Consider the following 24,545-nt stretch of genomic DNA (forward strand, 5'->3'; position numbering starts at 1 on the left):
CACGACAGCGACAATCCTGGAGAAGAACATGAGCAGCATGAGGGTCTATTTCTTCGGTGGCAGCCAGGCCGACGGCAACGCCGGCATGAAGAACCTGCTGGGCGGCAAGGGCGCCAACCTGGCCGAAATGGTCAACCTGGGCGTTCCCGTGCCTCCTGGTTTCACGGTCACCACCGAGCAGTGCATCGCCTACCAGCAGTCGCACGAGCTCTCGCCCGAGCTCAAGGCCGACGTGAAGGCTGCCCTCGCACGCGTCGAGAAGGTGATGGAGCGCAAGTTCGCCGACGCCTCCGATCCGCTCCTGTTCTCCGTGCGCTCCGGCGCCCGCGTGTCGATGCCCGGCATGATGGACACCGTGCTGAACCTCGGCCTGAACGACCAGACCGTCGAGGGCCTGGCCGCCCGCAGCGGTGCCCCGCGTTTCGCCTACGACAGCTATCGCCGCCTGCTGCAGATGTACGGCGACGTCGTGATGGGCGTCGAGAGCGAGCACTTCGAGAACGCGATCTACGCTCTCAAGGAGAAGCGGAAGGTCCAGCTCGATACCGAATTGAGCGTCGACGATCTCAAGGGCCTGATCGCCACGTTCAAGGGCCTGATCGAGAAGCATGCCGGCAAGCCCTTCCCGACCGACCCGTACGAACAGCTGTGGGGCGGCATCCGCGCGGTCTTCGAGAGCTGGAATGCCAAGCGCGCGATCGAGTACCGCCGCATCAACAGCATCCCCGCCGACTGGGGCACGGCCGTCAATGTGCAGGCGATGGTGTTCGGCAACCTGGGCGATACCTCGGCCACCGGTGTTGCGTTCACGCGCGATCCCTCGAGCGGCCGCAAGATCTTCTACGGCGAATTCCTGATCAACGCGCAGGGCGAGGATGTCGTGGCCGGCACCCGGACGCCGCAGCAGCTGAACATCGCCGGCCGTGAATGCCTGCCGGAAGGCAACGAGGCGCGCAACCTGCCCACGCTCGAGGAGGCCATGCCTGCCGCCTACAAGCAGCTGGACGAGATCCGCACCCGCCTCGAGATGCACTACAAGAACATGCAGGACATCGAATTCACCATCCAGGACGGCCGCCTCTGGATGCTGCAGACGCGCAACGGCAAGCGCACCGGCATGGCTGCGATCCGCATTGCGGTCGAGTTGCAGGCCGAGGGTGTCGTGACGCAGGACGAGGCGCTGCTCCTGGTCGAGCCGGCGCACCTGGACCAGATGCTGCACGACCAGATCGACCCGACGGCAAAGTTCAATGTGCTCGGAACCGGCCTGCCCGCCTCGCCCGGCGCGGCGCAGGGCATCGTGGTGTTCAGCGCCGAGGATGCCGTTCAGTTGGCCGCCGCAGGCAAGCGCGTGCTGCTGGTGCGCAAGGAAACGAGCCCGGAGGATATCGCCGGCATGAACGTGGCGCAGGGGATCCTCACGGCGCGCGGCGGCATGACCAGCCACGCGGCCGTGGTGGCCCGCGGCATGGGCAAGCCCTGCGTGGCCGGCTGCGGCACGCTGTTCGTCGACTCGGCGAAGGGCGAGATGACCATCGCCGGGAAGTCGTTCCACCAGGGTGACTGGATCACCATCAACGGGACGAACGGCGCCGTCATCGAGGGACAGCCGGCACTGGTGCCGCCGCACCTGGACGACCCGAACCTGCAGAAGATCATGGACTGGGCCGATGCGACGCGCCGCCTGAAGGTGCGAACGAACGCCGACACGCCGCACGATGCGCAGCAGGCGCGCGAGTTCGGTGCGCAGGGCATCGGCCTGTGCCGCACCGAGCACATGTTCTTCGGCGAGGACCGCATCATGAAGATGCGCGAGATGATCCTGGCCGACACCGTCGAGGCGCGCCGCGCCGCGCTGGCGAAGATGAAGCCGATGCAGCAGGCCGACTTCGAGGGCATCTTCCGCGCCATGGACGGCCTGCCGGTCACGATCCGGCTGCTGGACCCGCCGCTGCACGAGTTCCTGCCGCAGGCCGAGGAGGACATGAAGTTCCTCGCGGGCGAGATGAAGGTGCCGTTCGAGGCCGTGAAGCGGAAGACCGAGAGCCTGCACGAGATGAATCCCATGCTGGGGCATCGCGGCTGCCGGCTGGGCATCACGTACCCGGAGATGTACGAGATGCAGGTCGAGGCGATCATCGCCGCCGCTGCGGCCGTGAAGAAGGCCGGCGTCGATGTGCGCCCGGAGATCATGATCCCGCTGGTGGGCACCCGCCGCGAACTGGCCGACCTGCGGGCGATGACCGTGCGCGTGGCGGACGAGGTGCTTGCGGCCGCGGGCATCAAGGTGGCGTACCTGGTCGGGACGATGATCGAGGTGCCGCGCGCCGCGCTCATGGCGCACGAGCTGGCAGAGGTGGCCGACTTCTTCAGTTTCGGCACCAACGACCTGACGCAGATGACCTTCGGTTACAGCCGTGACGACGCCGGCGTGTTCCTGCCGGAGTACGTGAAGCAGGGCATCCTGCCGAGCGACCCGTTCCAGCAGCTCGACCAGAGCGGCGTCGGACAGCTCGTGGAGATGGCGGCGGACAAGGGCCGTCGCACCAACCCGCACCTGCACCTGGGCATCTGCGGGGAGCACGGCGGCGATCCCAGCTCGGTGGCCTTCTGCCACAAGGTCGGGCTGGACTATGTGAGCTGCTCGCCGTTCCGCGTGCCCATCGCGCGGCTGGCGGCGGCGCAGGTCGTGGTCCGGGAAAAGAGCCGGTAAGCGAGGAAGACCATCTTGGCCATCCAATGGTCCGTACCGGTCTGGGTGTGGCCCCTGCTGCTTGTCGTAGCGGCAGGGGCCATCGTTTGGACCGTGGTCGTGTACGGGCGCACGCGGCCGTCGCCCGGGCCGCGGCTGCGACGGGTGCTCATCACCCTGAGGGCCACGGCGCTCACGCTGCTGGTGGCTGCCGTCGCCGCTCCGGTGACGTCATGCCTGCGTCCGCGCCTGCAACCGGCGGAGCTGGTGTTCGTGGTCGAGGACTCGGCCAGCATGAACCTCGGCGACGATCCGGGCGCCGCTGCCGATTCCACTGTGGACGAGGTGGCGACCTCCCGCTGGCAGAGGGCCCTTGCCGCCACGGCGACCATCGACTCGTTGTTCGACGCTCTTCATCCCTCGGTGAAGCGCTCCTACGTGCGCGGCAACGGCCTGCAACCGCTGCAGGATTTCTCGCCCGCCGACGCCGCAATCCCTTGCCCTTCGCGCCACGGGACATCGCTGGCCGCGCTGGCGCGCCGTGTTCGCGAACGGGTGGCGGGCCGCCCGGTGCGCGCGGTCGTGCTCGTCAGTGACGGCGCCGAGACCGAGCAGGGCGACCGTGTCGATGCGCTGGCCAACGCCGCGGCGGCGCTGCCTCTGCGCGTGGCGGGAGTCGGTCCGGTCGACGGGCCGCCCGACCGGGCCGTCGTTGACGTGCGGCATCCGCCGGTGGCCTATGCCGGTGACGAGGTCATCGTCGAGATGGCGGTGGCGCAGCGCGACGTTCCGGCTGGCCTCGTGGCGCCGCTCATCGTGACCCTGCGCGATGAACAGGGCGTGGTGGCGGCCGATACGGTGTCTGCTTCGGGGCCGGTCGTACCGGTGGCGCTGTCGTTCAGGCCGCGTGGCGAAGGCCTGCAGGCACTGCGGCTGGAGGCGTCGCCGCTGGTCGCCGAGCGGTACCTCGAGAACAACCACGCGTCATTCGCCGTTGACGTCCGGCGCGACCGGGCACGGGTCCTGGTCATCGCCTCGACCCCGGGCTGGGATGTGCGTTTCCTGGCCCTGGCGGCCGCCGGCGAGCGTCGGCTCGCCCTGACGGTGGCCTATCCGACAGCAGGCGGCCTGGTCCTTGCGGACAGCCTGCAGCCGTGGCAGCCGCCGCAGACGGCAGCGGGCTGGGGGCGCTGGGATGCGGTGGTGCTGACCGGCTGGTCGGGAACCGGGGCAAGGCTGGACTGGGTCTCGCTGGGAAAGGCCGTGGAGGACGGGCTGGGCCTGCTGGTCCTGCCTTCGGCAACAGCGGCACCCGGCGGCCAGGCGGCCGGGAATGCGCCTCCGGCGGCGCTGTCCGCCCTGCTGCCGGTGGAGACGGCGCCCTGGTCGTGGGAACTGGGAAACCGCTTCGCGACCATCACTGACGACGGAGCCGTGCACCCGGTGCTCGAAGGAATCGGCAATGCGGCGGCGGGCACGTTTCTGGGTGCGTTGCCACCCTGGCGGGCGACGGCGCGGGTTGCTGCGCGGCCCGATGCCAACGTGCTGCTGGAAGCGGCAACCGGCGCCGGCCTCAGCGGACTGCCGGCGCTCGTCGTGGCGCCGCGGGGCCAGGGCCGCGTTGCCTGGCTGGGTGTGAGGCAGGTGTGGGAGTGGGCCTTCTGGGAACTGCCGGGACAGTCCGCAGCTGCGGAACAACCGGCACGCCGCACGCTGCGCAACCTGCTGGTCTGGCTCGCCGGCGGGGCCGGGCAGTCGGGACTCGATTTCGCCAGTCGCCCCGGCGTGTACCAGGAAGGCCAGCCGGTGCGGATTGAAGCCCGGTGGCGCGACCTGCGCGGGGATCCGGTGCTCGATCGCCTGCCGGCGCTCGTGCTGCACCCGTCGGGACCGGGCGCCGATACCACGGCCGTGCGCACGTTCGCCCTCGAGTCGATTTCGGGACAGCCCGGTGCCAGTTTCGTCGAGTTGCCGCCGTTGGCGCCCGGGCGATACACCACACGGCTAACCGCCTCCGGCGAGCCTCCGGTACGCGGACCTGCGGCGGATCTGGTCGTGACCGACACCTCGGTCGAGCGGGCGCAGGTCCGGCAGGATCGCCATCGGCTCGAACAGCTGGCGGCGCGCGCCGGCGGTTCGTACGTCGATCTGGGACAACCCGGCGCCGCCGACCGCCTCGGCGCCGAGTTGGTGGCCCTCGACTGGAGCGGTGTCGAGGATCGCCAGCGCCGCCGGTTCGACCTCTGGTCGGGCTGGCCGTTCGTCGCCATCGTCGTCGCGCTGCTGGGTGCCGAGTGGTTCCTGCGCCGTCGGCACGGCCTCTTGTGACAAGCTGATCCATTTTCCTGATCCGTTTTCCTCCCGGAAAGCCGGTCTCGCATGCAAAGGACCTTCACCGGTCCCCGGGCACGGGTCTGCCCGCAACGGTCCAGGCACGCCGCAGTGTTCATCTTCGTGGCCACCGTGCTCCCGGTCCGTGCGGGGGCACAGGTCGTCATCAACGAATTCCTGCCCGATCCCGCCGGCAGTGACGCCGGGCACGAGTACGTCGAACTCCTGAACACGGGCCCGGAGTCCGTCGACCTCGGCGGTTGGCAACTGCAGTTCGCGAACGGCGCCGAAGGTGCGGTGTGGCAGTCGCGGTGGACCGGAACGGCGGGCCAGTCGATTGCCGGGAACGGGCGCTTCCTGATCGTCGACCGCAACTGGCTCGGCGAAGCGGTCGGTGATGCGGAGGCGGCGCTCTCGCTGCAGAACGGTCCCGACGCGATCCGGCTCGTCGAGGCCGGCGCGCTGCGCGACCTGGTCGGCTACGGTGCGTTGACCGATACGTTGCTGATGGAGGCGGCGCCGGTGCCGGTGACTCCGGGCCGTTCCCTGGCGCGCCGTCCCGATGGCCGCGATACCGACGACAACCGCGCCGACTTCGTGGCAGCCGAGCCCTCGCCGGGCGCTGCGAACTTCGCGCTGCGCCTGCTGACGCTGGTAGAGTCGCAATTCGAGCCGCCCTGCCTCGCTGCGGCAGGCGAACCGGTGGCGGTGGCCGTCACCCTGCGCAACGAAGGCCTCGAGTCGCTGCCAATGGCGCGACTGCTGCTCACCTGTGACATCGACACGGTGGAAGCCACGCTCGACGCGATGACTGCCGGCGAGGAACGACGCCTCGAGTGGACGGTGCGTCCGTCGCGCCCGGGACGTCGACCCCTGCGGCTCCTGCTTCCGTTGCCGTCAACGAGCGACACGCTCCGCGTGCTCCTCGGCGACTACCAGGTGGGCACGGCCGACCTGGTCCTCAGCGAGGCGCTGGCCGCGCCGCGCTCGGGGCAGGGCGAATGGATCGAGGTCGTCGCTCCCGGACCCGTCGCCTGCGACCTGGGCCGCTATCGCCTGCGCGACGAGGACGGCGACTGGGTCAGCCTGCGGCCACTGCTCCTGCAGGCAGGCGAACGCGCCGTTGTCGTGCAGGACTCGCTGGGGTTTTCCGGTTGGCTGGCTGCCAATGCCGATGGGCCGGGCGATGCGCGGGGCTGCGGGGCCGTGGTGCTGCCCCTGTCGCCGTGGCCTTCCCTCAACAACAGTGCGCCCGAGAGTCGCGTCTTCGCGGACCGCGTGCAGCTGGCCGATACGTCGGGCACCGTCATCGACCAGGTGGTGCTCGGCGACGCCGGCGAGGATCCGGCCGGCGATCGTTCGCTCGAGCGCATCGGCGGCGCTGCCGCCGGTTGGGCCGGCTCGCTGGCCGCTGCCGGATCCACGCCGGGCTGCGCCAACAGCGTGAGCGACCCGTTCGGCGACGGTCGGCCGGAGTCCGCGCTCGAGGCCCTGCCCGCCGCCGTCGATCGCACGAACGGTGACGCGGCGATCCACCTGCGCTTCGCGGTGCCGGAAGGCGTCGGGGGTTGGGACCTCGCGGTCTTCGACCTCGACGGCCGGCAGGTGCGCGACCTGGGCGGTGATGGCCGCGGCGCCGGGCCGCGCAGCCTCTTCTGGGACCTGAAGGGCGATGATGGTCGCTCCGTGGCCGCCGGGGGCTATGTGGCTTCGCTCAGGCTGCGGCCGGGCGCCGCCGGTGCCCCGGCACCGTCACGCCTCCTGCTGGTGGTGCGCTGATGCGCAGACCCATGCGGCGGCACCCGGTCTGCCGGGTCACCCGACGCGCCGTTGCCGGCGCGATGCTGGGCGCCATCCTGGTGGCCAGTGCACCTCCGGCCGCTGCCGACGGCCTTCGACGACTGGACGCGGCCTGGCTGATTCCTGCGGCACACCTGCACACGGCGGTCAACGGTCGCACCGTTGCGAATGCCGGCGGCCTCTGGCTCCGCGCCGGCCAGGCCCGGTTGTTCGGGTTGCCCGAACTCCCGTCGCGGCTGGTGGCGATCGGTGGCGCATCTGCTGGTGGTTCGTGGGTTACTGAAGGCAGTTGGGAAACGACAGGAAGCGGCGACTTCCGCGACGACCGGATGGTCGTGCGCGTGTCGCGGGGCCGACGCCTGCACGTCGGCGTGCATGGCGCCTGGCGCCGGCTGCAGCCCGGGCCCGGCCCGGTGGGACAGACACAGGCGATGTCGCTGGACTTCGGCGCGGACGGGAGTGCGTCGGCCGTGGGTGATTGGCGCGTGCGGCTGCGTTGGCCGCTCGCGTCAGCCGGTGACCGCTGGCTGGCTCCCGAGACCGGCAACCGCCTGTGGTGCGCCGTGGCGGCGCCGGGACGCGCGCTGGCCGTCACGGTGGATGTCGCCCCGGATGGCCGTCCGTCGGTGGGCTGGGAAGCACTCTGCGGCATCGGGGGAAGCTGGGGCCTGAGCTGGCGTGTCGACCGCGCCAGTGCCGCCACCGGCTGTGGCCTGGCCTGGTGCCGCGGGCGACTGCGCCTGCGCACGAGTCACTTGGCCCATCCCGAACTCGGGATTACCCACCGTGTCGAGTTGGCGTTCGGGAACGTGGCGGTGTCGCCATGGTGAGGACGTTGCGCGCACGGCCGGGGTGCCGCTCGGCGTCGGGCCGGCTGGCGTGGGCAGGTGCTGCAGTGATGGCTGTCCTGGCCGAGCTGGCCGCAGGCGCGTCGCCGGCCCGCGCGGACACGCCCGCTCCCGCTCTCCTCGGGAGTGCGGCTGCCGCCGATTCGCTGGGATCGGACGAGCTGGCACCTGAACTCGAGGATGTGGTCGGGGAACTGGACGCCGCCGACCAGCCGCTGCCGCGCCGTGACCTGGCAGCGGCGACGGCCGCCACTGCGACGATCGATCACGGCGGGAGTCCGTGGGGCGCCGGCCGTCTCGCCTGGCGGACGGCTTTTCCGGCGACCGGAGTCCGCCAGGACGGGCGCCTGGTCCTGGACGGTGCGCTGCTGGCCGCAACCGCGGCGCTGCGCCTGCGCCCGGGCGAGAGTGCTGGCGTTGCCGGTGGGGGCAGCCTGCGACTGGGCCGGTGGCGGCTCTGGGGCGGGCACCTGAAGCTCCGCCACGGGTTCGGGCTCGCGGCGGGGGACCCGGCGCGGCGCGGGGCGCTGGCCGCCGACCAGGCGTTCGGCGGTCCCGCGGGCGGCCTGGCTGCCCGCACGAGCGTCGCGACCGGGGGCGCCGGCGCCGGTTTCGGCGTCGAGGCTGCGTTCGGCAGCTGGCACCTGGCGGCCCTGGGCGGGCAACCGGCCGCCGGCAGCCAGGGCCTGGACTGGGCGGCGCGCCTGGCCCGGGCCGGGCAGGCGGGCACGTGGGCCGTCCTGGTGCGCCGTGACAGCACCGCCACGGCGGTCAGTGCGGGCGGGCGCCTCAGCCGTCAGGCACTCGTGATGGGCTGGGAACTGGCCATGGTGCGCCCGTCGGCAGGGCCCGGTGCCGTTGCCGCGGTCTCTGCGGTGGCCTGGCAGCCGTCGGCCCGCTGGAAGGCGGAACTGCTGTCGGGGGCGGGCCATGGCGCCGGCGCGGGGTCCACCGCCGTGCTGCCGGCGGGCGCCCGCCATGGCTGGGCCGTGCGATTGGCCTGGCGCGACCGGGGCCAGGGCGGGCTCGAGTTGCTGGCGCAGGGGGCTGCCCAGTCGGTGGCAGGGACCAGCACCCGTCGGCGATCGCTGGCGGTGCTGGAGGCCGCCTGGGAGCGTCACGTGGCCCCGGGCACCCTGGCGAACCTGCGGGTGCGCCGTGCCGATCGCAGCGACTTGACCTGGGACGAGCGCGCACCGTGGCAACCCGGGGTCCCGGGGCAGCCGGCGGTGCGCACGCTCCTGAGCGGCGGCATTGAATGGGAGCGGGGCCCGGCGCGACTGGGCGCCGGCTGGCGATCCTTCACCGTCGCCGGCAGCACCAATGACGGCAACCGCCAGCTGATCGGCATCACCGGTCGCTATGCCCGGGGAGGCCGCTGGTCGGCCTGGGCCGACCTGGCGACCGCCTGGGGTGACCCGGTCGACCTGGTGCGGGGCCTGGTGCCCCTGCCGGGTGTCGTGGCGGCGCGCCACTGGGGCACCTGGCGCTCCGAGGCGCTCGTCGGCCTGGGCTGGGGAGGCCGTTCCCTGCAGCTGGGCGCCGCGTTGGCCCGGCGCTTGCCCGCACTGCCGGCGGCCGGTCTTGACGCCGCTGCCGGGCCGTCGCTGGAGGGTTGGATCGAGGCGCGAGCCTCCTGGTAGTACCCTGTCGGGATCTGCGGGTCGCCTGGACCCGCCACGGTACACGCGGCAGGCGGCACGGTCGGCAGTCAACCCGCGCGGCAAGCTGCCGAAACCACGGAAGCCGGGCCACTGCCCGGCGGAGCCGGCACGTTCACCCAACCAAGGATGCGCGCTTTGCTGACGCAGGCCCACGCGTGTTCCCTGCTGCAACCGAACTTCGGCGACGACCTGGTTCCACCGGCCGACGAGGCGCTCGAGGAACTGAGCGCGCTTGTGCAGGGCACCGACGATCCGTTCGAGTGGACGCAGGCGCTCGACGCGTTGCTGGGAAACGACGCCGTCGCCGATCGCCTGCCCGAGCGTCTGGCGGCGCTGCAGATGCTGGCCGGGGTGGGCGGGGCCATCGGCGCGCGCCTGCTCGCCGCGTTCTGGACACAGCCCGACCACGCCGTGTTCGCGCGCTGCCTGATGTCCGAACCGGCACTCGAACCGCTCGCGCAACTGGTGGCCGCGCGCGACGCGGGCACGCTTGACCTGCCGCAGCTCGCCGGAGGCACCTGTCGTCTCGTATCGCTGGGCGACCAGCTCTGCCAGGCGGGGCTGCGCGAGACGGGCTTCGACCTGGTGACGGCAGCCACCATCGTCCAGGCCAACCACGGGAACGGTCAGGTCGCACTGCCGGTCGACCGCGAGCTCGCGGCGGCCGTGGGCAGCCTGCTCGCCGCTCCGCAACCGTTCCGCGGCGGCTTTGCCGGGAATCTCGACGGCATCACGCTGATGCCCGGGCTGGTGCTCATAGACCTGGAGGATGAACTCGGGTATTTCGCGCACGGATTCCCCGTCCTGATCGACGGTGGGCGCGCTGCCCTCGGCGGCAGCCTGCCGACGACGGCTTCGTTCGATGCCGCCGACGCCGTCGACGAGGCCGACGCCAAGGCGATGGACCGCCTGCGCCTGCGCAAGCTCGTCCTCGACAACATCATGGCCACGAGCGTGCTGCTGGAATACCTGCGCGACCCGAAAGTGACGTCGATTCCCGGCCTGGTGGCCGAGGTCGTCAACCGCACGCGGAACCCGCAGGTCCTCGAGGTGGTCATCTGCAGCCGCGCGCTGCACACCGGCTTCGCCAACAAGGGCGTGCCGCTGGCTTGCCTTCGCAGCCCGGTCAACGTCTCGCTCAAGACGATCCGCAAGTTCATCCACGTGAAGTACGTCTCCAAGGTGGACCTCAAGCGCCTGGCCAACGACCGCACGGGCATTCGCCGCGAGGTCGGCGCGGAGATCGTCAAGTACCTGGATTCGCTCACCTGAGGCCGCCCGGGGCGGTGCGGAACCCCGCTGCCACTGCTGTTGACTTGCCCGCGAACCACACCTAGGTTTGCCTGAAACATCGCCATTGGCGCCCGACCGGGACGTGCCGGGGGCGCCGGTCCGTCATGGAGGTCCTTCGTGGCCGGTCATCGTCGCATCGTCATCGCGTTCGGCGGCAACGCCATCATACCCGTCGGCCAGGAAGGAACCTGGGAGCAGCAGTCGGCCATCACGCGACAGACCATGGATCTCGTGGCTCAGTTGGCCGTCGACGGGCACCAGGTGGTCATGACACACGGCAACGGCCCTGTGGTCGGCAACATCGTGTTGCGCAACGACGCCGGCATGTCCGTGCACGGCATCCCGCCCATGCCCATGTTCGTGTGCGGCGCCGACAGCCAGGGCGGCCTCGGGTTCATGCTGCAGCAGGCGCTGCAGAACGCACTGCGGCGGCGCGGGCTCAACCAGCCGGTGGCCTCGGTGGTCACGCAGGTGCGCGTCGATGCGGACGACCCGGCGATGGCGAAGCCGACCAAGCCCATCGGTCCGTTCTACACAGAGGAAGAGGCCGAGCGCCTGCGCCTGGAGAACGGCTGGGCGATGGTGAAGGACGCGGGACGCGGCTGGCGGCGCGTGGTGGCCAGCCCGCAGCCGGTCGAGGTCGTGGAGTGGGAGGCCATCCGCACGTTGGTGGCGGGCGGCGTGTTCACGATCGCCGTCGGCGGCGGCGGCGTGCCGGTGATCCGCAATGCCGAGGGCGACCTCGAGGGCGTCGACGCCGTCATCGACAAGGATCGCGCCAGCGACCTGCTCGGTCGCCTGATCGGCGCGGACACGCTCGTCATCATCACGCAGGTCGCGAAGGTCTGCGCGCGCTACGGTCAGCCCGACCAGGAAGAGCTGGAGGAGCTGCCGGCGTCGCGCGCAGCGGCCATGCTGGCGGCGGGCGAGTTCCCGGCCGGCAGCATGGGCCCGAAGATCGAGGCGGCCCTGTCGTTCCTCAGGGGCGGCGGCCGCGAGGTGATCATCACTTCGCCCGAACTGCTCCTCGAAGCGCTCGAAGGCCGGGGCGGCACGCGCATCGTGCCCTGAGTGTGGGACGCGGATCGGGCGCGCGAACGCGAACGGTCCGCAAAGCCGGGAGGCCGAGTCATGGCGGGAGAACGAGTCATGCCCGCATCCGTGCTGGTCATCGGCGGCGGTGGACGCGAGCACGCCATCGTGCGGCAGCTCGCGCGCTCACCGCTGTCTCCGGTCATCTATGCGGCCCCGGGCAATCCGGGCATCGCCGCCTGCGCCACCAACGTGGCGCTCGATCCTACCGACGAGCAGGCTGTGGTCCGCTTCTGCCAGAACGAGGGCATCGGGCTGGTGATCGTCGGGCCGGAGGATCCGCTCATCGCCGGCCTGGCCGACCAGTTGCGGCATGGCGGCATCGCCGTGTTCGGTCCCGGTGCGCTGGGCGCACGACTGGAAGGCGACAAGGAGTTCGCCAAGGAAGTGCTGCACGCCGCCGGCGTGCCGACGCCGCACTACCACGCCTTCAGCACCAGCGATGCGGCGCTCGGCCATCTCGATACGATGGAACTCCCGGTGGTGGTCAAGGCCTGCGGCGTGGCGCAGGGGAAGGGCGTGGCCGTCTGCTCCACGCGCGAAGAGGCGGAGGCCTTCATCCGCGAGTGCCTGGACGAGCAGCGCTTCGGCAGCTCGGGCCTGCGCATCCTCATCGAGGAGTGCATCTTCGGGCCCGAACTGTCGGTGCTCATCGTTACCGACGGCCAGGACTACTGCCTGCTGGCGCCGAGCCGCGACCACAAGCGCATCGGCGAGGGCGACACGGGACCGAACACCGGCGGCATGGGTGCGTTCGCGCCGGTCGCGCTCCCGGCAGCGCTGCAGGCCGAGATCGATGCGCGCGTGGTGTTGCCGGTGCTGGCCGAGCTGCGCCGGCGCGACATCCCGTATCGCGGCGTGCTCTACGCCGGCCTCATGTTGACGGCCTCGGGTCCGCAGGTCCTCGAGTTCAACTGCCGCTTCGGCGATCCCGAGACGCAGGTGGTGCTGCCGCTGCTGCGCGGTGATCTCTACGAACTGTGTGCCGCCACTGCCGCCGGCGAACTGGGGACGTTCCTGCAGCGCTTCCCGGCCGGCGAGCATGATCCGGCCGACTGGGCCGGGGCCGGGCTGTCGGAGTGGCGGCGGCATTGTGTCGTGGTTGTCGGCGCGTCGGACGGCTATCCTGGCCGCTATCTGGCCGGGCGTCCCATCGAGCTGCCGGAGGAGAGCCCCGACGCCTGGATCATCCACGCCGGCACGAAGGAGCGTGACGAGGTGCTCGTGACCGCCGGTGGACGCGTGCTCGGGGCGGTGGGGATGGCGGCGCGCCTGGAAGCCGCGCGCGAGCTGGCCTACGGCCTGTTGGCCGGCACGCATTTCGAGGGCCTGACCTACCGGCGCGACATCGCCGCGCGAAAGGACTGACATGGGCGCCATCTGGAATCCGGATGATGCAGCACCACAGGTGCTGATCCTGCTCGGCAGCGAGAGCGACCTGCCGGTGATCGAGAAGATGGCGTCGCTCCTCGAGCGCTTCGGGCTCACCCACGCAACAGCCGTCGCCTCGGCGCATCGCCAGCCTGAACGGCTGCACCGGCTCGTGAAGGCGGCCAATGAGGGCGGCACGCTGGTCTTCGTCGCAGTGGCGGGCATGGCGGCCCACCTGCCGGGCGTGGTGGCGTCGCTGACCGGGCGACCGGTCATCGGCGTGCCCGTGGCCGCAGGGCCGCTGGCCGGGGTCGATGCGCTGCTGTCGATCGTGCAGATGCCGCCCGGCGTACCGGTGGCTGCCGTGGCGATCGGCAGTGCCGGGGCGCGGAACGCAGCGTGCCTGGCCGCGCGCATCATCGGCACGGGCGACGCGCGCGTGGCCGCGGCCGTCGAGGACTACCGGCGCGAACTGGCCGACGGCGGCCGTTGATGCTCCTGCCGCTGACCGATGCCGCCGCCGCCGCCGTCCTGGCCGGCGGCGGCGTGCTGTTGCTGCCTACCGACACCATCTGCGGGCTGCACGCGCGCGCCGACCGGCCCGACGCGCTGGCGCGCATTGCCGCGCTCAAGGGGCGTGCCGCCGGCCAGCCCCTGCTGGTGCTGGCTGCCTCCTACGACCAGGCAACCACGCTCTGTGGTCCCCTTTCGGCGGGGCAGGCTGCCCTCTGCCGCGCCGCCTGGCCGGGCCCCTTCACGTTCATCCTGCCCGCCGGCGCAGGCCTGGCTCCTGCCGTCACCGATACGGCCCGCGGCACGGTGGCCATCCGGGTTCCGGCCCGCGCCGACCTGCGCCGCCTCATCGAACAGGCCGGGGGGCCGCTCGCTTCGACAAGTGCCAACCGCTCGGGGCAGGCGCCGTTGGCCGCTCTCGCGGCCGCTGTGGACGGGTTCGGCGACCAGGTCGACGGCTGGTGGGAGGGTGTCCCGGCACCGGGGGACGGGGGCGCCGCCGCCGGCAGTCCGAGCGCCCTGGTCGACCTGACCACCGATCCTCCCACCCTGCTGCGTCGCGGACCAGTGCCGCTGCCGGAGGCCGGCCCGGGCGTTTCTTGACGCTTGCGACGCCGACTTTACCTTTCACTGCCCGCAACGCGGGCGCGAAAGGCGACCATGCCCAGGCGGATCGTTTTCGTATGCACGGGCAACACCTGCCGCAGCCCGTTGGCCGAGGTCCTGGCCCGGGCCCGGTACGCCGAACTGCCCCTGATCTTCGCCTCCGCCGGCACGGATGCGGCGGCCGGACAGCCGGCCTCCGCTGAAGCGTGCGCCATCGCGCGGGAGCGCGGCCTGGACCTCGAGGGCCATCGCAGTGCGCCCGTGGATGCCCGGGCGGTGGCGGACGCGGCGTGGGTGATCGGGATGACCCGGATGCATGCGGCGGTGCTGCGGGCGCGACTGAGCCCGCGGTGGCAGGGCCGCGTGGGGCTGCTCGGGGCCCCGGGGCTCGACTGGCGCACCGCGGGCGTGCCTTCGACGGCGAACGGCCGGACGGGACATGACATCGGCGATCCGGACATCGGCGATCCGGACATTGCCGATCTGGACATAGGCGATCCTTGGCACCAGGACCTGGCGACCTATCGCCGGACGGGCGAACAGATCGACGCCGGGCTCGTCGCCTGGGCGGAAGTGTTTCGCGAACTCTGCCCCTGAAGGAGATGGAATCCATGAAGTTGGCCATCGGTTCCGACCATCGGGGATTCGCGCACCGGGAACTGCTGGCGGCGCGCCTGACGGCAGCGGGGCACGTCGTGAGCGACTGTGGCGGCAGCCCTGGCGGTTCCGTCGATTACCCTGCCCCGGCCTTTGCCGTGGGTGCGCTCGTGCGCGACGGCGCGGCCGGGCTCGGGGTATTGATCTGCGGTTCAGGCATCGGCGTGAGCATCGCGGCGAACAAGGTTCGCGGCGTCCGCGCGGCGCTGTGCCACACGCCGGAGCAGGCGGCCGGCACGCGCCGGCACAACGATGCCAACGTGCTGTGCCTGAGCGGCGACGGCCTGACGCCCGAACAGGCGTGGCCGGTGCTCGAGGCTTTCCTGGCCGGGTCCTTCGAGGGCGGCCGGCACGCGAATCGCGTGCGGATGATCATGGACTACGAGAACGGCCGAACGGCGGGGGAGTGACGCGATGCACGACGTAGTGCGCAGGGTCGATCCGGAAATCGCGGCGGTACTGGACAGCGAACTGGCGCGGCAGCGCGACCAGCTGGAGATGATCGCCAGCGAGAACTTCACCAGCCCGGCCGTCATGCAGGCCATGGGCTCGACGCTGACGAACAAGTATGCCGAGGGCTATCCCGGCAAGCGCTACTACGGAGGCTGCGTCAACGTCGACGTCGCCGAGACGCTGGCGCGCGACCGCGCCTGCGCGCTGTTCGGCGCCGAGAAGGCGAACGTGCAGCCGCACAGCGGCTCGACGGCGAACCTCACCGCCTACCTCGCCTTCCTCAAGCCGGGGGACAAGGTGCTCGGCCTGTCGCTGTCGCACGGCGGCCACCTGACCCATGGGCACCCGGTCAACTTCTCGGGCCTGCTGTTCCAGGCCTCGCACTACGAGGTCGACGAGGGCACCGAGATGATCAACTACGACCGCCTGCGCGACCAGGCGAAGCGCGAGCAGCCGCGCCTGCTCATCGGCGGCGCCAGCGCGTATCCGCGGGCCTGGGATTTCGCGGCGCTGCGCAGCATCGCCGACGAGGTCGGAGCCGTGTTCCTGTTCGACATGGCGCACATCGCGGGCCTGGTGGCCGGCGGCGTCCACCCGAGCCCGGTGCCGCACTGCGACGTGGTCACCTCGACGATGCACAAAACGCTACGCGGGCCGCGCGGCGGTCTCATCCTGTGCACGAAGGAACACTTCGCGGCCATCAACAAGCTGAACTTCCCTGGCGTGCAGGGCGGGCCGCTCATGCACGTGATCGCGGCCAAGGCCGTCTGTTTCCAGGAGGCGATGCAGGAGCCGTTCCGCGACTACGCGAAGCGCATGGTGACCAACGCGCAGGCCCTGGCCGGCGCGTTGACCGAGCGCGGCTTCCGCCTGGTCAGCGGGGGCACGGACAACCACCTGCTGCTGGTCAACGTGACGAACAAGGGTCTCACCGGCAAGGAGATGGAGGAGCTGCTGGAGCACGTCGGCATCACCGCCAACAAGAACACGGTGCCGTTCGACCAGCAGAGCCCGTTCGTCACCAGCGGCGTGCGGCTGGGCACGCCGGCGCTCACCACGCGGGGGATGGGCCCGGAACAGATGCGCGAGATCGCCGGCATCATGGACGAGGCCGTGGCGGCACGCGGCGATGATGCAGCGTTGGCCCGCCTGCGCGGGCGCAGCAGCGAACTCTGCCGTGCCTTCCCGCTGTACCCGGACCTGGGCTGACCCGGAAGGGGCCGCCGATGAAGTGCCCGCGCTGCGCCAGCGACGAGGACAAGGTGATCGACAGCCGCGCCGTGCGTGACGGGCGCGCTGTCCGTCGCCGTCGCGAGTGTACGGCCTGCGGCGAACGCTACACCACCTATGAGGCCGTCGAGACGCGGCCGATGCTGGTGGTCAAGCGCAGCGGCGAGCGCGTGGCCTACAATCGCGGCAAGGTCATCGTCGGCGTCACCAAGGCCTGCGAGAAGCGTCCGGTGTCTGCCGAGGAGATCGAGATCATCGTCGACCGGGTCGAGCACGACCTGGCCGCTTCGGGCCGGCGCGAGGTGCCCAGCGAGATGATCGGGGGCTGTGTGCTGGAACAGTTGCGTCACGTCGACGAAGTGGCCTATGTGCGCTTCGCCTCGGTCTACCGCAGCTTCCAGAGCGTGGACGAGTTCTTCGCCCTGCTCAGCGCCATGCGGCAGGCGACGGAGAAGCCGTGAACGACGGGCGGGACGAGAACCTGGAGCCCGCGCAGACGCCGGGCGGGCCATCCGAGGCGGCGCCGACCGGGCAACCGGCCGGCGATCTTCCGCCCGGGCCGCGCGACCAGGTGGGGTTCGCCGACCTGCCGCCGCCACCGGGATGGGTCGGGTCCGCGCCTGCGATCCCGTCGGGCATCGGGGCAACGCCACCGCCGCCCCCGGTTTCGCCGCCGCCACCGCCGCCGGTCGCTGCTGCAGCCGGTGGCGGCGATGCCGACCTGCCGTCGGGCGAGGCCGAAGGCGCACGTATGGGCCTCCTGGACCACCTGGAAGAACTGCGCAAGGTCCTCATCCAGAGCCTTGTCGCGGTGGGGGTCGGCGCCGGGCTGTGCTGGTTCTGGTCGGCGCAGCTGATGGAGATCGTGATTGCGCCGGTCAGCGAACAGGGCGTGTATTTCACGGCGCCCAACGACGCGTTCATGGCGCGCCTGAAAGTTGCCGTCGTGGTCGGGCTCTTTGCCGTGGCACCGTTCGTTCTGTACCGGGTCTACGCGTTCGTGCTGCCGGCCCTGTACCGGAAGGAACGGCGCGTCATGGGGCCGATCCTGTTCTGGACGGCGCTCCTGTTCTATCTCGGCGTGGCCTTCGCGTTCTTCGTGGTGGCCCCGTACGTGATGAATTTCATGATGGGCTTCGGCACCGAGACGCTGAAGCCCCTGATCAGCGTCACCTCTTACCTGGGTTTCGTGTTCCGGCTCTGTCTGGGATTCGGCCTGGTGTTCGAGCTGCCCATGGTGATCCTGGGGGTCTGCATCGCGGGGATCGTCCGTCCGCAGGTGCTGCTGCGGACCTGGCGCTACGCGATCGTGATCATCGCCATCGTCGCGGCGATTTTCACGCCCCCGGACGTGATCAGCCAGGTCATGATGATGGTGCCGGTCCTGGTGCTCTACCTGGGATCGGCGGTGCTGGCCCTGGTCCTGGTGCGGAAACGGGATCGGGCCCGCGCGGCCGCGGAGGCGGCCGAAGGGGATTGACACGGTCCTCGATTTGCGAATACTCCAGAACGTCCCCGGCCGCGGCGGCCGGGAGCCCGAACCCGAGAGTGGAATGGCATGGGACTCGTCGATCGCGAACGCATCAAACTGGCCACGCTCCAGCGGAAGATCGGCCCGGCCCTGGAGGCCGTCGACCGCGAGTTCCTGCGCATCACGACCGGCGACAGCCCCCTGACGCGCGAGATCTGCGAACACATCCGGCAGGGCAAGAGCAAGAAGTTCCGGCCGACCCTGCTGCTGCTGGCGGCCCAGGACGAGGACGGCTTCGCGCCCGCGGCGATCACCGCCGCCGCCAGTGTCGAACTGGTCCACACCGCGACCCTGGTGCATGACGACTTCATCGATGACGCCGTCACCCGCCGCGGCCTTCCGGCGGTCAACGTCAAGTATGGCCCCAGCGCGGCGCTGATCATGGGCGACTACCTGTACTCGACGGCCCTGCACAACCTGTGCGCGGCCGGGTTGCACCACGCGGTCGAGCTCCTGGCGCGGACGACGGTACTGATGAGTGAAGCCGAGATGCTGCAGCTCGAGCACCGGTACGACATGGCGATCAGCGAGGAGCGTTACCTGCAGATCATCTACCAGAAGACGGCCTCGCTCATCGAAAACGCCTGCCGCATCGGGGTCTCGTTCAATGCGCGCCTGGCCGGCTGCGAGTCGGAGTTCGGCGATTTCGGTGCCAACACGGGTCGGGTGTTCCAGATCACCGACGACATCTTCGACTACCTGGGCGACGAGCGGCGCCTGGGCAAGCCCACCGGCCAGGACTGGGAGGAGGGGCGCATCACGCTGCCCCTGATCGCCGCCTATCGCCAGGCTCCGTCGGCGGCGCGGGCTCGCCTGGAAGAACTGGCAGTCATCCGTGATCGCGCGGAACGCGCGGCCTGCTGGCCCGAGGTCCGCAGTTTCGTGACGGACCACGGCGGCGTCGACTATGCATTCACCACGGCGCGCAGTTACGGCGACGCCGCCAAACAGGCCCTGGGCCCGGTAGCGTCGGGACCCCAGAAGGAACTCCTGGCGGTCGCCGTCGAGTACGTCATCAACCGTTTGAACTAGGCAGGTACCATGCAGAACGACCCCACCGGCGGCTCGAAGCGGAACCAGGATCCCGAGCGGCGCCTTCCCGACGACACGCCTGGCTTCGCGCTGGCCGAACGTTGCGCCTGGCATCTGCTCGAGAAGAACCTTGAGAACGTGATCGTGCTGGACCTGCGGGGGAGTTCCGATGTCTGCGACTTCTTCGTCATCGGCTCCGGCACGGCCAACACGCAGGTGCAGGCGGGCGCGCGCTACACGCACGACCAACTGGCGGCTTCCGGACACCACGCCCATTCCATCGAGGGGATGACCGAGGGGCGCTGGGTGCTGCTCGACCTGTTCGACGTCGTGGTCCACGTCTTCCACCAGCAGTCGCGCGAGTATTTCCAGCTCGAGCGGCTGTGGGGCGATTGCCCGCGCCTCGACCTGGTGCCGGGCTGGTTCGCCGAACCGGAAGTGGCCGCACGCCACCCGGGCCTGAATTTCACCATCGCGAGGCCGGGAACCGCCGGCCGGGAGTCGTGACGCCATGCTTGAGGACCTGCTGAGGAAGAGCCTGCTGGCCGTGCTGGAGAAGTACGGCGTCTTCGAGGAGGATGTGCAGGTCGAGCTCGAGAAGCCGCGCGAACGCAGTCATGGCGACCTGAGCACGAACCTGGCGCTGGTCCTGGGCAAGCGCCTGGGGCGCAAGCCGCGCGAGCTGGCCGGCGAGATCGCCGCCGACATCAAGTTCCCCCGTGAGGTGATCGAATCGGTCGAGATCGCCGGGCCGGGGTTCATCAACTTCCGGATCGCGCGCGAGCACCAGGTCGACCTGCTGCTCGACGTGTGGAACCCGGCCGGTGCGCTGGCGAACATCCAGACGGCCGGCGGCAAGCGCATCAACGTCGAGTTCATCAGCGCCAACCCGACCGGCCCGCTGAACGTGGTGTCGGCCCGCGCCGGCGCGTTCGGCATGACCATGGTCCGGCTGCTCGAGGCCGTCGGTTACGATGCGCATGCCGAGTACTACGTCAACGACGCCGGCCGCCAGGTCGAGCTGCTCGGGCAGTCGCTGCGGGCGCGCTACCTGCAACTGCTCGGCGAGCCGGTCGAGTTCCCCGAAGACGGCTACCACGGCCAGTACCTCGAGACCATGGCTGCCGGGCTGCTCGAACAGGACGAGACGGCCATCCGCGCCGCATCGGCGGCCTTCAACGACGAGAGCTTCCAGCGGGTTGCCGCACCGAGCGGCTGCGCCGACGACTGGCGGCGCCTGCCGGAAGAGGAATCGGTGCGCTGCTTCTCGAAGTATGCGCTGATGACGATCCTCGGCTGGCAGCGGGAGACCTGCCGGCGTTTCGGACTCCGTTTCGACACCTGGTACTTCGAGTCCGAGCTGCACGAGACGAAGCGACTCGACCGCGCCCTGGAGCGCCTGCGCAAGCTGGAGGCGGTGTACGAGGAGGACGGCGCCGTCTGGTTCAAGTCGACGACGCACGACGACGAGAAGGACCGCGTACTGGTGCGAGCCGACGGCCGGCCGACCTACTTCCTGGCTGACATCGCCTACCACTACCACAAGTTCCAGCGCGGCTTCGAGCACGCGATCGACTTCTGGGGCCCCGACCACCACGGCTACATCAGCCGGATGCAGGGCGCGATGACCTCCCTCGGCATCGAGGAAGGCTGGCTCGAGGTGCAGATCCTCCAGCATGTCACCTTCCTGGAGGGCGGCCAGCCGATCAAGATGTCGAAGCGGGCCGGCTCGTTCGTCACCATGGACGCGCTGATCGACGAGGTGGGCGCCGACGTTACGAAGTACATCTTCCTGACCCGGAAGCCGAACAGCCACCTGGATTTCGACCTGGACCTGGCCAAGGACCAGACCGAGAAGAACCCGGTGCTGAAGATCAAGTATGCCCACGCGCGCATCTGTTCGCTGCTGTCCGAGGCCGCTGCCCGCGGCATCGACATCGGCGAACCCGATGCCGCCTCGCTGGCGCATCTCGAGCACGAGGCCGAGTGGGCGCTCGTGGCGGAACTGATCCGCCTGCCGCGCATCATCGTCTCGGCGGCATGGTCCCGCGAGCCGCACCGGCTGGCCGTCTATGCGGACGAGATCGCCGCTCTCTACAACGAGTTCTACACGAAGTGCCGGCGGATCCTCGAGCAGCCCGAGGATCGGCGCCGCTCGCAGCTCCACCTGAGCCTGGTGACGCGGCACGTCATCCGCGTGCTTTTGGACCTGGTCGGCGTCGAGGCGCCGGAGAAGATGGAAAAGAGGGATTGACATGTCTATCGTGGTGGTTGGTTCTGTCGCCTATGACACCGTCGAGACGCCTCGCGAGCGGCGCGAGCGCCAGCTCGGCGGCAGCGCCAGCTTCTTCGCCGTGGCTGCGCGTGGCCGCGGCCAGGTGCGCTGCGTCGGCGTCGTCGGCGACGATTTCCGCGAAGAGGACCTGGCGCTGCTGGCAAAGCACGCTGACATCAGCGGCATCAAGCGCGTGCCCGGGAAGAGCTTCCACTGGTCGGGGCGTTATCACGCCGACCTGATCGAACGCGACACGCTGGCCACGGAACTCGGCGTCTTCGCCGACTTCCAGCCCGAGATTCCCGCTATGTGGCGCGATTCGGAATACCTGTTCCTGGCCAACATCCACCCCGCATTGCAGGCGGGCGTGCTCGACCTCATGCGCGGACCGCGCCTTGTCGCGCTCGATACCATGAACCTCTGGATCGACACGACGCCGGACCTGCTGCGCACGATCCTGGCCCGCGTGGACGTGCTGCTGGTCAACGAGGGAGAGGCGCGGCTGCTGACGGGGCAGCGCAGCCTGGCGCGCGCGGCTGCGGCCATCCGTGCGATGGGGCCGGCCCGTGTCATCGTGAAGAAGGGCGAGCACGGCGCGGTGTTCTTCGGCCGCGACTCGGTGCTGGCCGTGCCGGCGCTGATCCTCGACGAGGTCGTCGACCCCACGGGCGCCGGCGACTGTTTCGCCGGCGGCTTCATGGGCTCGCTGGCCGAGGCCGGGATCGGCCGCGACGCCCCCGACGCAGCCTTCCGGCAGGCCATGCTCGACGGTACCGTGACGGCCAGTTTCTGCCCCGAAGGGTTCAACGTGGAGGGCCTGCTGCGGGTCGACCAGGCGGCCTACGATGCCCGCCTGCACGAACTGCGGAGCATGATGACGCCCTGATCGGGTCGATGACGGGCGCCGCCGGCCCAGGCCAGGGCCGGCGGCGCTTTTTTCGTCATGCTGCAGGCGCTAGTCCTTGGCATTTCGTCACCTGGAAATGCCGGTTGTGGGAAGAATATCAATGTGGTAACATCCCCGTTCGCAAAAGATTCGATCGCCTCAGCGCCAATGTTGGCCAGACCCTAGTCCTGGAGCACCCGATTTGGAGTGGGAGCCGAACGAGCGCGACGCCTGGGTGACCGACGCACAGCGTTGGATCACGCAGATCAAGGGCGTCCTGCAGTGCAAGATCGACCTCGACGCACAGGGCGAGATCGCCGGCGTGCATGTGGTGGCCGGGCTCGACCGTGATCCGCGGCATATCGTTCGCGACGTCGAGAGCCTGCTGAAGGCCCGCCTGCAGATGGACGTCTACTACAAGAAGATCGGTGTCGTGCAGGTGGTCGAGAATCCTCGCGGTGATGACACGGCTGCGGGTGCCGCGCATGCCGCCCCGCGCGCGCTGTCGCCTGCAGCCGCCGGCGTGACCTTCCTGCCGCCGCGTGCCGAGCCCAGGCGCGCCGCTGCCGCCGGTTGCCGCGCCGGTCGTTCCCGAAAAGCCGGCAGGACCGCCGGAACCGCTGCCCGCCATCCTCGTCGCCGAGGATGCCTTCCCGCGTCCTGTCTGCCTCGGTGTCAGCCTGCTCGTTTCCGACCGTTCCGTGCGCGCCGAGGTGCGGCTGGGCGCCGGCGGGCTCGAGGCCACCGGCGTGGCCGAGGGCGCGAACCATGCCGACAGCGACGTGCTCTGCATCGCGCGTGCGACGGTCGAGGCCGTCGGGCGGCTGCTGGCGCTGCCGGTGGTCCTGCACCTGCGCGAAGCACGTCTCGACGTGATCGGCGGACAGTCGACCGTGCTCGTGGCCGTGGACCTGGTGGAATCGCGCCGCACCGAGACGCTCCTGGGCGCGTGTGCCGCCCGGCACAACCGGCAACAGTCGATCGTGCACGCGGTGCTGGCCGCCCTGAACCGGCGCCTGGGCCTGTTCGCCCTGCGCGAAGCTTCTGCCGAGGGCTGAACCGCGCCCGTCGCGGCGGACCGCAACCCGCCTTGAACCGCCGGCCCCGGGCACCTATCATGCCCGGGCCGGCGGCCCTGTTTCCGCCCCGGCCGCACCGCCCGAACGCCGCAGCCCGCGAAAGGACCGCCATGAAGTACGCCGACAGCGGTGTCAACATCGACGCCGCGACACGCGCGCTCGCCCGCTCCCGCGATCACGTGCGCTCCACCTGGGATGCCCGTGTGCGCAACGAGATCGGCGCCTTCGGCGGCCTGTTCCAGCCGGCGCCGGGCGAACCGTTGCTGGTGGCGAGTGTCGACGGCGTGGGCACCAAGGTGATGGTGGCCGTGCAGGCCGGGCGCTACGACACGGTGGGACAGGACCTGGTCAACCACTGCGTCGACGACATCCTCGTGCAGGGCGCCGAACCGCTGTTCTTCCTCGACTACTTCGCGACCGCGAAGCTTGACGAAGCCGTGCTGCCCGAGGTGCTGGCCGGCTTCGCGAAAGCCTGCCGCGAGAACGGCTGCGCCCTGCTTGGCGGCGAGACGGCGGAGATGCCCGGCGTCTACCGCGACGGCGAGTTCGACCTGGCCGGCACCATCGTCGGCCGCGTGTTGCCCGAACACGTGATCGACGGCAGCGCCATGCGGGCCGGCGACCGCGTGTGGGGCCTGCCGAGCACGGGGCTGCACACCAACGGCTATTCGCTGGCGCGCAAGGTGCTCTTCGAGCGCGCCGGCCTTGCCGTCACCGACACGCCGCCGGAACTGGGGGCGCCACCGTCGCCGACGCCCTGCTGGCGGTGCACCGCAGTTACCTGACGCCCGTGCGCGCGATGTGGAAGGCCTGCGGGCGCGAGGCGGTACGCGGGCTCATCCACATCACCGGCGGCGGCTTCTACGACAATATCCCTCGCGTGGTCCCTGACGGCCTCTGCGTACACGTGGACCCGACGGCCTGGGAGCCGTTGCCGGTCTTCCGGCTCATCCAGGAGCACGGCGGGTGGCCGACGCGGAGATGTACCGCGTGTTCAACATGGGCATCGGCCTGGTCGTGGTCACGCCGCCCGGATGCGATCTGGCCGCCGTGCCCGGCAGCGATGCGCGCCTCATCGGCGAAGTCCGCGCTGGAGAACAACGCGTCGCGCTGCCCTGGTGAAGAGCAGCGCGTGGCTGTCGTAATGTCCCGCAACCGCTGGGGATAACCCGGCGGCCACGGCACAGGCGGG

23 protein-coding genes are annotated in these 24,545 nt (G+C 70.4%); 22 read left to right on the top strand and 1 reads right to left on the bottom strand.

Features of this window, described 5'->3' with window-relative positions; genetic code table 11:
* Nucleotides 1-28: 28 nt before the first annotated feature.
* The 19 genes from IPG61_03985 (at nt 29) to IPG61_04075 (ending at nt 22,274) form a co-directional block, all read left to right on the top strand.
* Complete coding sequence (locus IPG61_03985) at nt 29-2,713, top strand: pyruvate, phosphate dikinase (protein ID MBK6733237.1); 2,685 nt, start codon at nt 29-31, stop codon at nt 2,711-2,713.
* Between the two features lie 15 nt (nt 2,714-2,728).
* Nucleotides 2,729-5,020: a hypothetical protein gene (locus IPG61_03990; GenBank protein MBK6733238.1), complete on the top strand. Its 2,292-nt coding sequence runs from the start codon at nt 2,729-2,731 to the stop codon at nt 5,018-5,020.
* 114 nt (nt 5,021-5,134) lie between these two features.
* Nucleotides 5,135-6,802 carry a lamin tail domain-containing protein gene (locus IPG61_03995; protein MBK6733239.1) on the top strand — a complete coding sequence of 556 codons (1,668 nt, stop codon included), beginning with the start codon at nt 5,135-5,137 and terminating at the stop codon, nt 6,800-6,802.
* Nucleotides 6,802-7,653: a hypothetical protein gene (locus IPG61_04000; GenBank protein MBK6733240.1), complete on the top strand. Its 852-nt coding sequence runs from the start codon at nt 6,802-6,804 to the stop codon at nt 7,651-7,653. Before IPG61_03995 ends, IPG61_04000 begins: the two co-directional genes overlap by 1 nt.
* Nucleotides 7,654-7,721: 68 nt before the next feature.
* Nucleotides 7,722-9,314 carry a hypothetical protein gene (locus IPG61_04005; protein MBK6733241.1) on the top strand — a complete coding sequence of 531 codons (1,593 nt, stop codon included), beginning with the start codon at nt 7,722-7,724 and terminating at the stop codon, nt 9,312-9,314.
* A gap of 156 nt (nt 9,315-9,470) precedes the next feature.
* Nucleotides 9,471-10,607, top strand: a complete 1,137-nt coding sequence (locus IPG61_04010) for a hypothetical protein (GenBank protein MBK6733242.1) — start codon at nt 9,471-9,473, stop codon at nt 10,605-10,607.
* 138 nt (nt 10,608-10,745) lie between these two features.
* On the top strand, nt 10,746-11,699 hold the full coding sequence (arcC, locus tag IPG61_04015; protein MBK6733243.1) for a carbamate kinase: 954 nt from the start codon (nt 10,746-10,748) through the stop codon (nt 11,697-11,699).
* 60 nt (nt 11,700-11,759) lie between these two features.
* A complete protein-coding gene (purD, locus tag IPG61_04020; GenBank protein MBK6733244.1) occupies nt 11,760-13,088 on the top strand; it encodes a phosphoribosylamine--glycine ligase in 1,329 nt (442 codons plus the stop codon).
* A 1-nt stretch (nt 13,089) separates the two neighbouring features.
* Nucleotides 13,090-13,584: a 5-(carboxyamino)imidazole ribonucleotide mutase gene (gene purE, locus IPG61_04025; protein MBK6733245.1), complete on the top strand. Its 495-nt coding sequence runs from the start codon at nt 13,090-13,092 to the stop codon at nt 13,582-13,584.
* Nucleotides 13,584-14,207 carry a threonylcarbamoyl-AMP synthase gene (locus IPG61_04030; GenBank protein ID MBK6733246.1) on the top strand — a complete coding sequence of 208 codons (624 nt, stop codon included), beginning with the start codon at nt 13,584-13,586 and terminating at the stop codon, nt 14,205-14,207. The genes purE and IPG61_04030 overlap by 1 nt, the downstream gene beginning before the upstream one ends.
* Nucleotides 14,208-14,264: 57 nt before the next feature.
* The gene (locus IPG61_04035; GenBank protein ID MBK6733247.1) at nt 14,265-14,807 is read left to right on the top strand and encodes a hypothetical protein; all 543 of its coding nucleotides are present in this window, start codon (nt 14,265-14,267) and stop codon (nt 14,805-14,807) included.
* Between the two features lie 14 nt (nt 14,808-14,821).
* Nucleotides 14,822-15,277, top strand: coding sequence for an RpiB/LacA/LacB family sugar-phosphate isomerase (locus IPG61_04040; protein MBK6733248.1), 456 nt, complete (start codon nt 14,822-14,824; stop codon nt 15,275-15,277).
* A 4-nt stretch (nt 15,278-15,281) separates the two neighbouring features.
* Nucleotides 15,282-16,529 (top strand): serine hydroxymethyltransferase, encoded by a 1,248-nt coding sequence (locus tag IPG61_04045; GenBank protein MBK6733249.1) that lies wholly within the window; start codon nt 15,282-15,284, stop codon nt 16,527-16,529.
* A 17-nt stretch (nt 16,530-16,546) separates the two neighbouring features.
* Nucleotides 16,547-17,011, top strand: coding sequence for a transcriptional repressor NrdR (gene nrdR, locus IPG61_04050; protein ID MBK6733250.1), 465 nt, complete (start codon nt 16,547-16,549; stop codon nt 17,009-17,011).
* Nucleotides 17,008-18,030, top strand: coding sequence for a twin-arginine translocase subunit TatC (tatC, locus tag IPG61_04055; GenBank protein ID MBK6733251.1), 1,023 nt, complete (start codon nt 17,008-17,010; stop codon nt 18,028-18,030). Before nrdR ends, tatC begins: the two co-directional genes overlap by 4 nt.
* 78 nt (nt 18,031-18,108) lie before the next feature.
* Nucleotides 18,109-19,113, top strand: coding sequence for a polyprenyl synthetase family protein (locus tag IPG61_04060; protein ID MBK6733252.1), 1,005 nt, complete (start codon nt 18,109-18,111; stop codon nt 19,111-19,113).
* 9 nt (nt 19,114-19,122) lie between these two features.
* Complete coding sequence (gene rsfS, locus IPG61_04065) at nt 19,123-19,620, top strand: ribosome silencing factor (GenBank protein MBK6733253.1); 498 nt, start codon at nt 19,123-19,125, stop codon at nt 19,618-19,620.
* A 4-nt stretch (nt 19,621-19,624) separates the two neighbouring features.
* On the top strand, nt 19,625-21,367 hold the full coding sequence (locus IPG61_04070) for an arginine--tRNA ligase (GenBank protein MBK6733254.1): 1,743 nt from the start codon (nt 19,625-19,627) through the stop codon (nt 21,365-21,367).
* A 1-nt stretch (nt 21,368) separates the two neighbouring features.
* Nucleotides 21,369-22,274, top strand: coding sequence for a sugar kinase (locus IPG61_04075; GenBank protein MBK6733255.1), 906 nt, complete (start codon nt 21,369-21,371; stop codon nt 22,272-22,274).
* A 118-nt stretch (nt 22,275-22,392) separates the two neighbouring features.
* Here IPG61_04075 and IPG61_04080 read toward each other — a convergent pair whose 3' ends face one another.
* Nucleotides 22,393-22,761, bottom strand: a complete 369-nt coding sequence (locus IPG61_04080; protein ID MBK6733256.1) for a hypothetical protein — start codon at nt 22,759-22,761, stop codon at nt 22,393-22,395.
* 55 nt (nt 22,762-22,816) lie between these two features.
* Between IPG61_04080 and IPG61_04085 the strand changes: the two genes are divergently transcribed.
* From IPG61_04085 to IPG61_04095, 3 genes are all read left to right on the top strand, one after another.
* Nucleotides 22,817-23,332 (top strand): hypothetical protein, encoded by a 516-nt coding sequence (locus IPG61_04085; GenBank protein MBK6733257.1) that lies wholly within the window; start codon nt 22,817-22,819, stop codon nt 23,330-23,332.
* Between the two features lie 131 nt (nt 23,333-23,463).
* A complete protein-coding gene (locus IPG61_04090; protein MBK6733258.1) occupies nt 23,464-24,138 on the top strand; it encodes a phosphoribosylformylglycinamidine cyclo-ligase in 675 nt (224 codons plus the stop codon).
* A 181-nt stretch (nt 24,139-24,319) separates the two neighbouring features.
* Nucleotides 24,320-24,475 carry a hypothetical protein gene (locus IPG61_04095; protein MBK6733259.1) on the top strand — a complete coding sequence of 52 codons (156 nt, stop codon included), beginning with the start codon at nt 24,320-24,322 and terminating at the stop codon, nt 24,473-24,475.
* The last annotated feature ends 70 nt before the right edge of the window (nt 24,476-24,545 follow it).

The sequence above is a fragment of the bacterium genome, from assembly GCA_016703265.1.
GTDB lineage: Bacteria > Krumholzibacteriota > Krumholzibacteriia > LZORAL124-64-63 > LZORAL124-64-63 > CAINDZ01.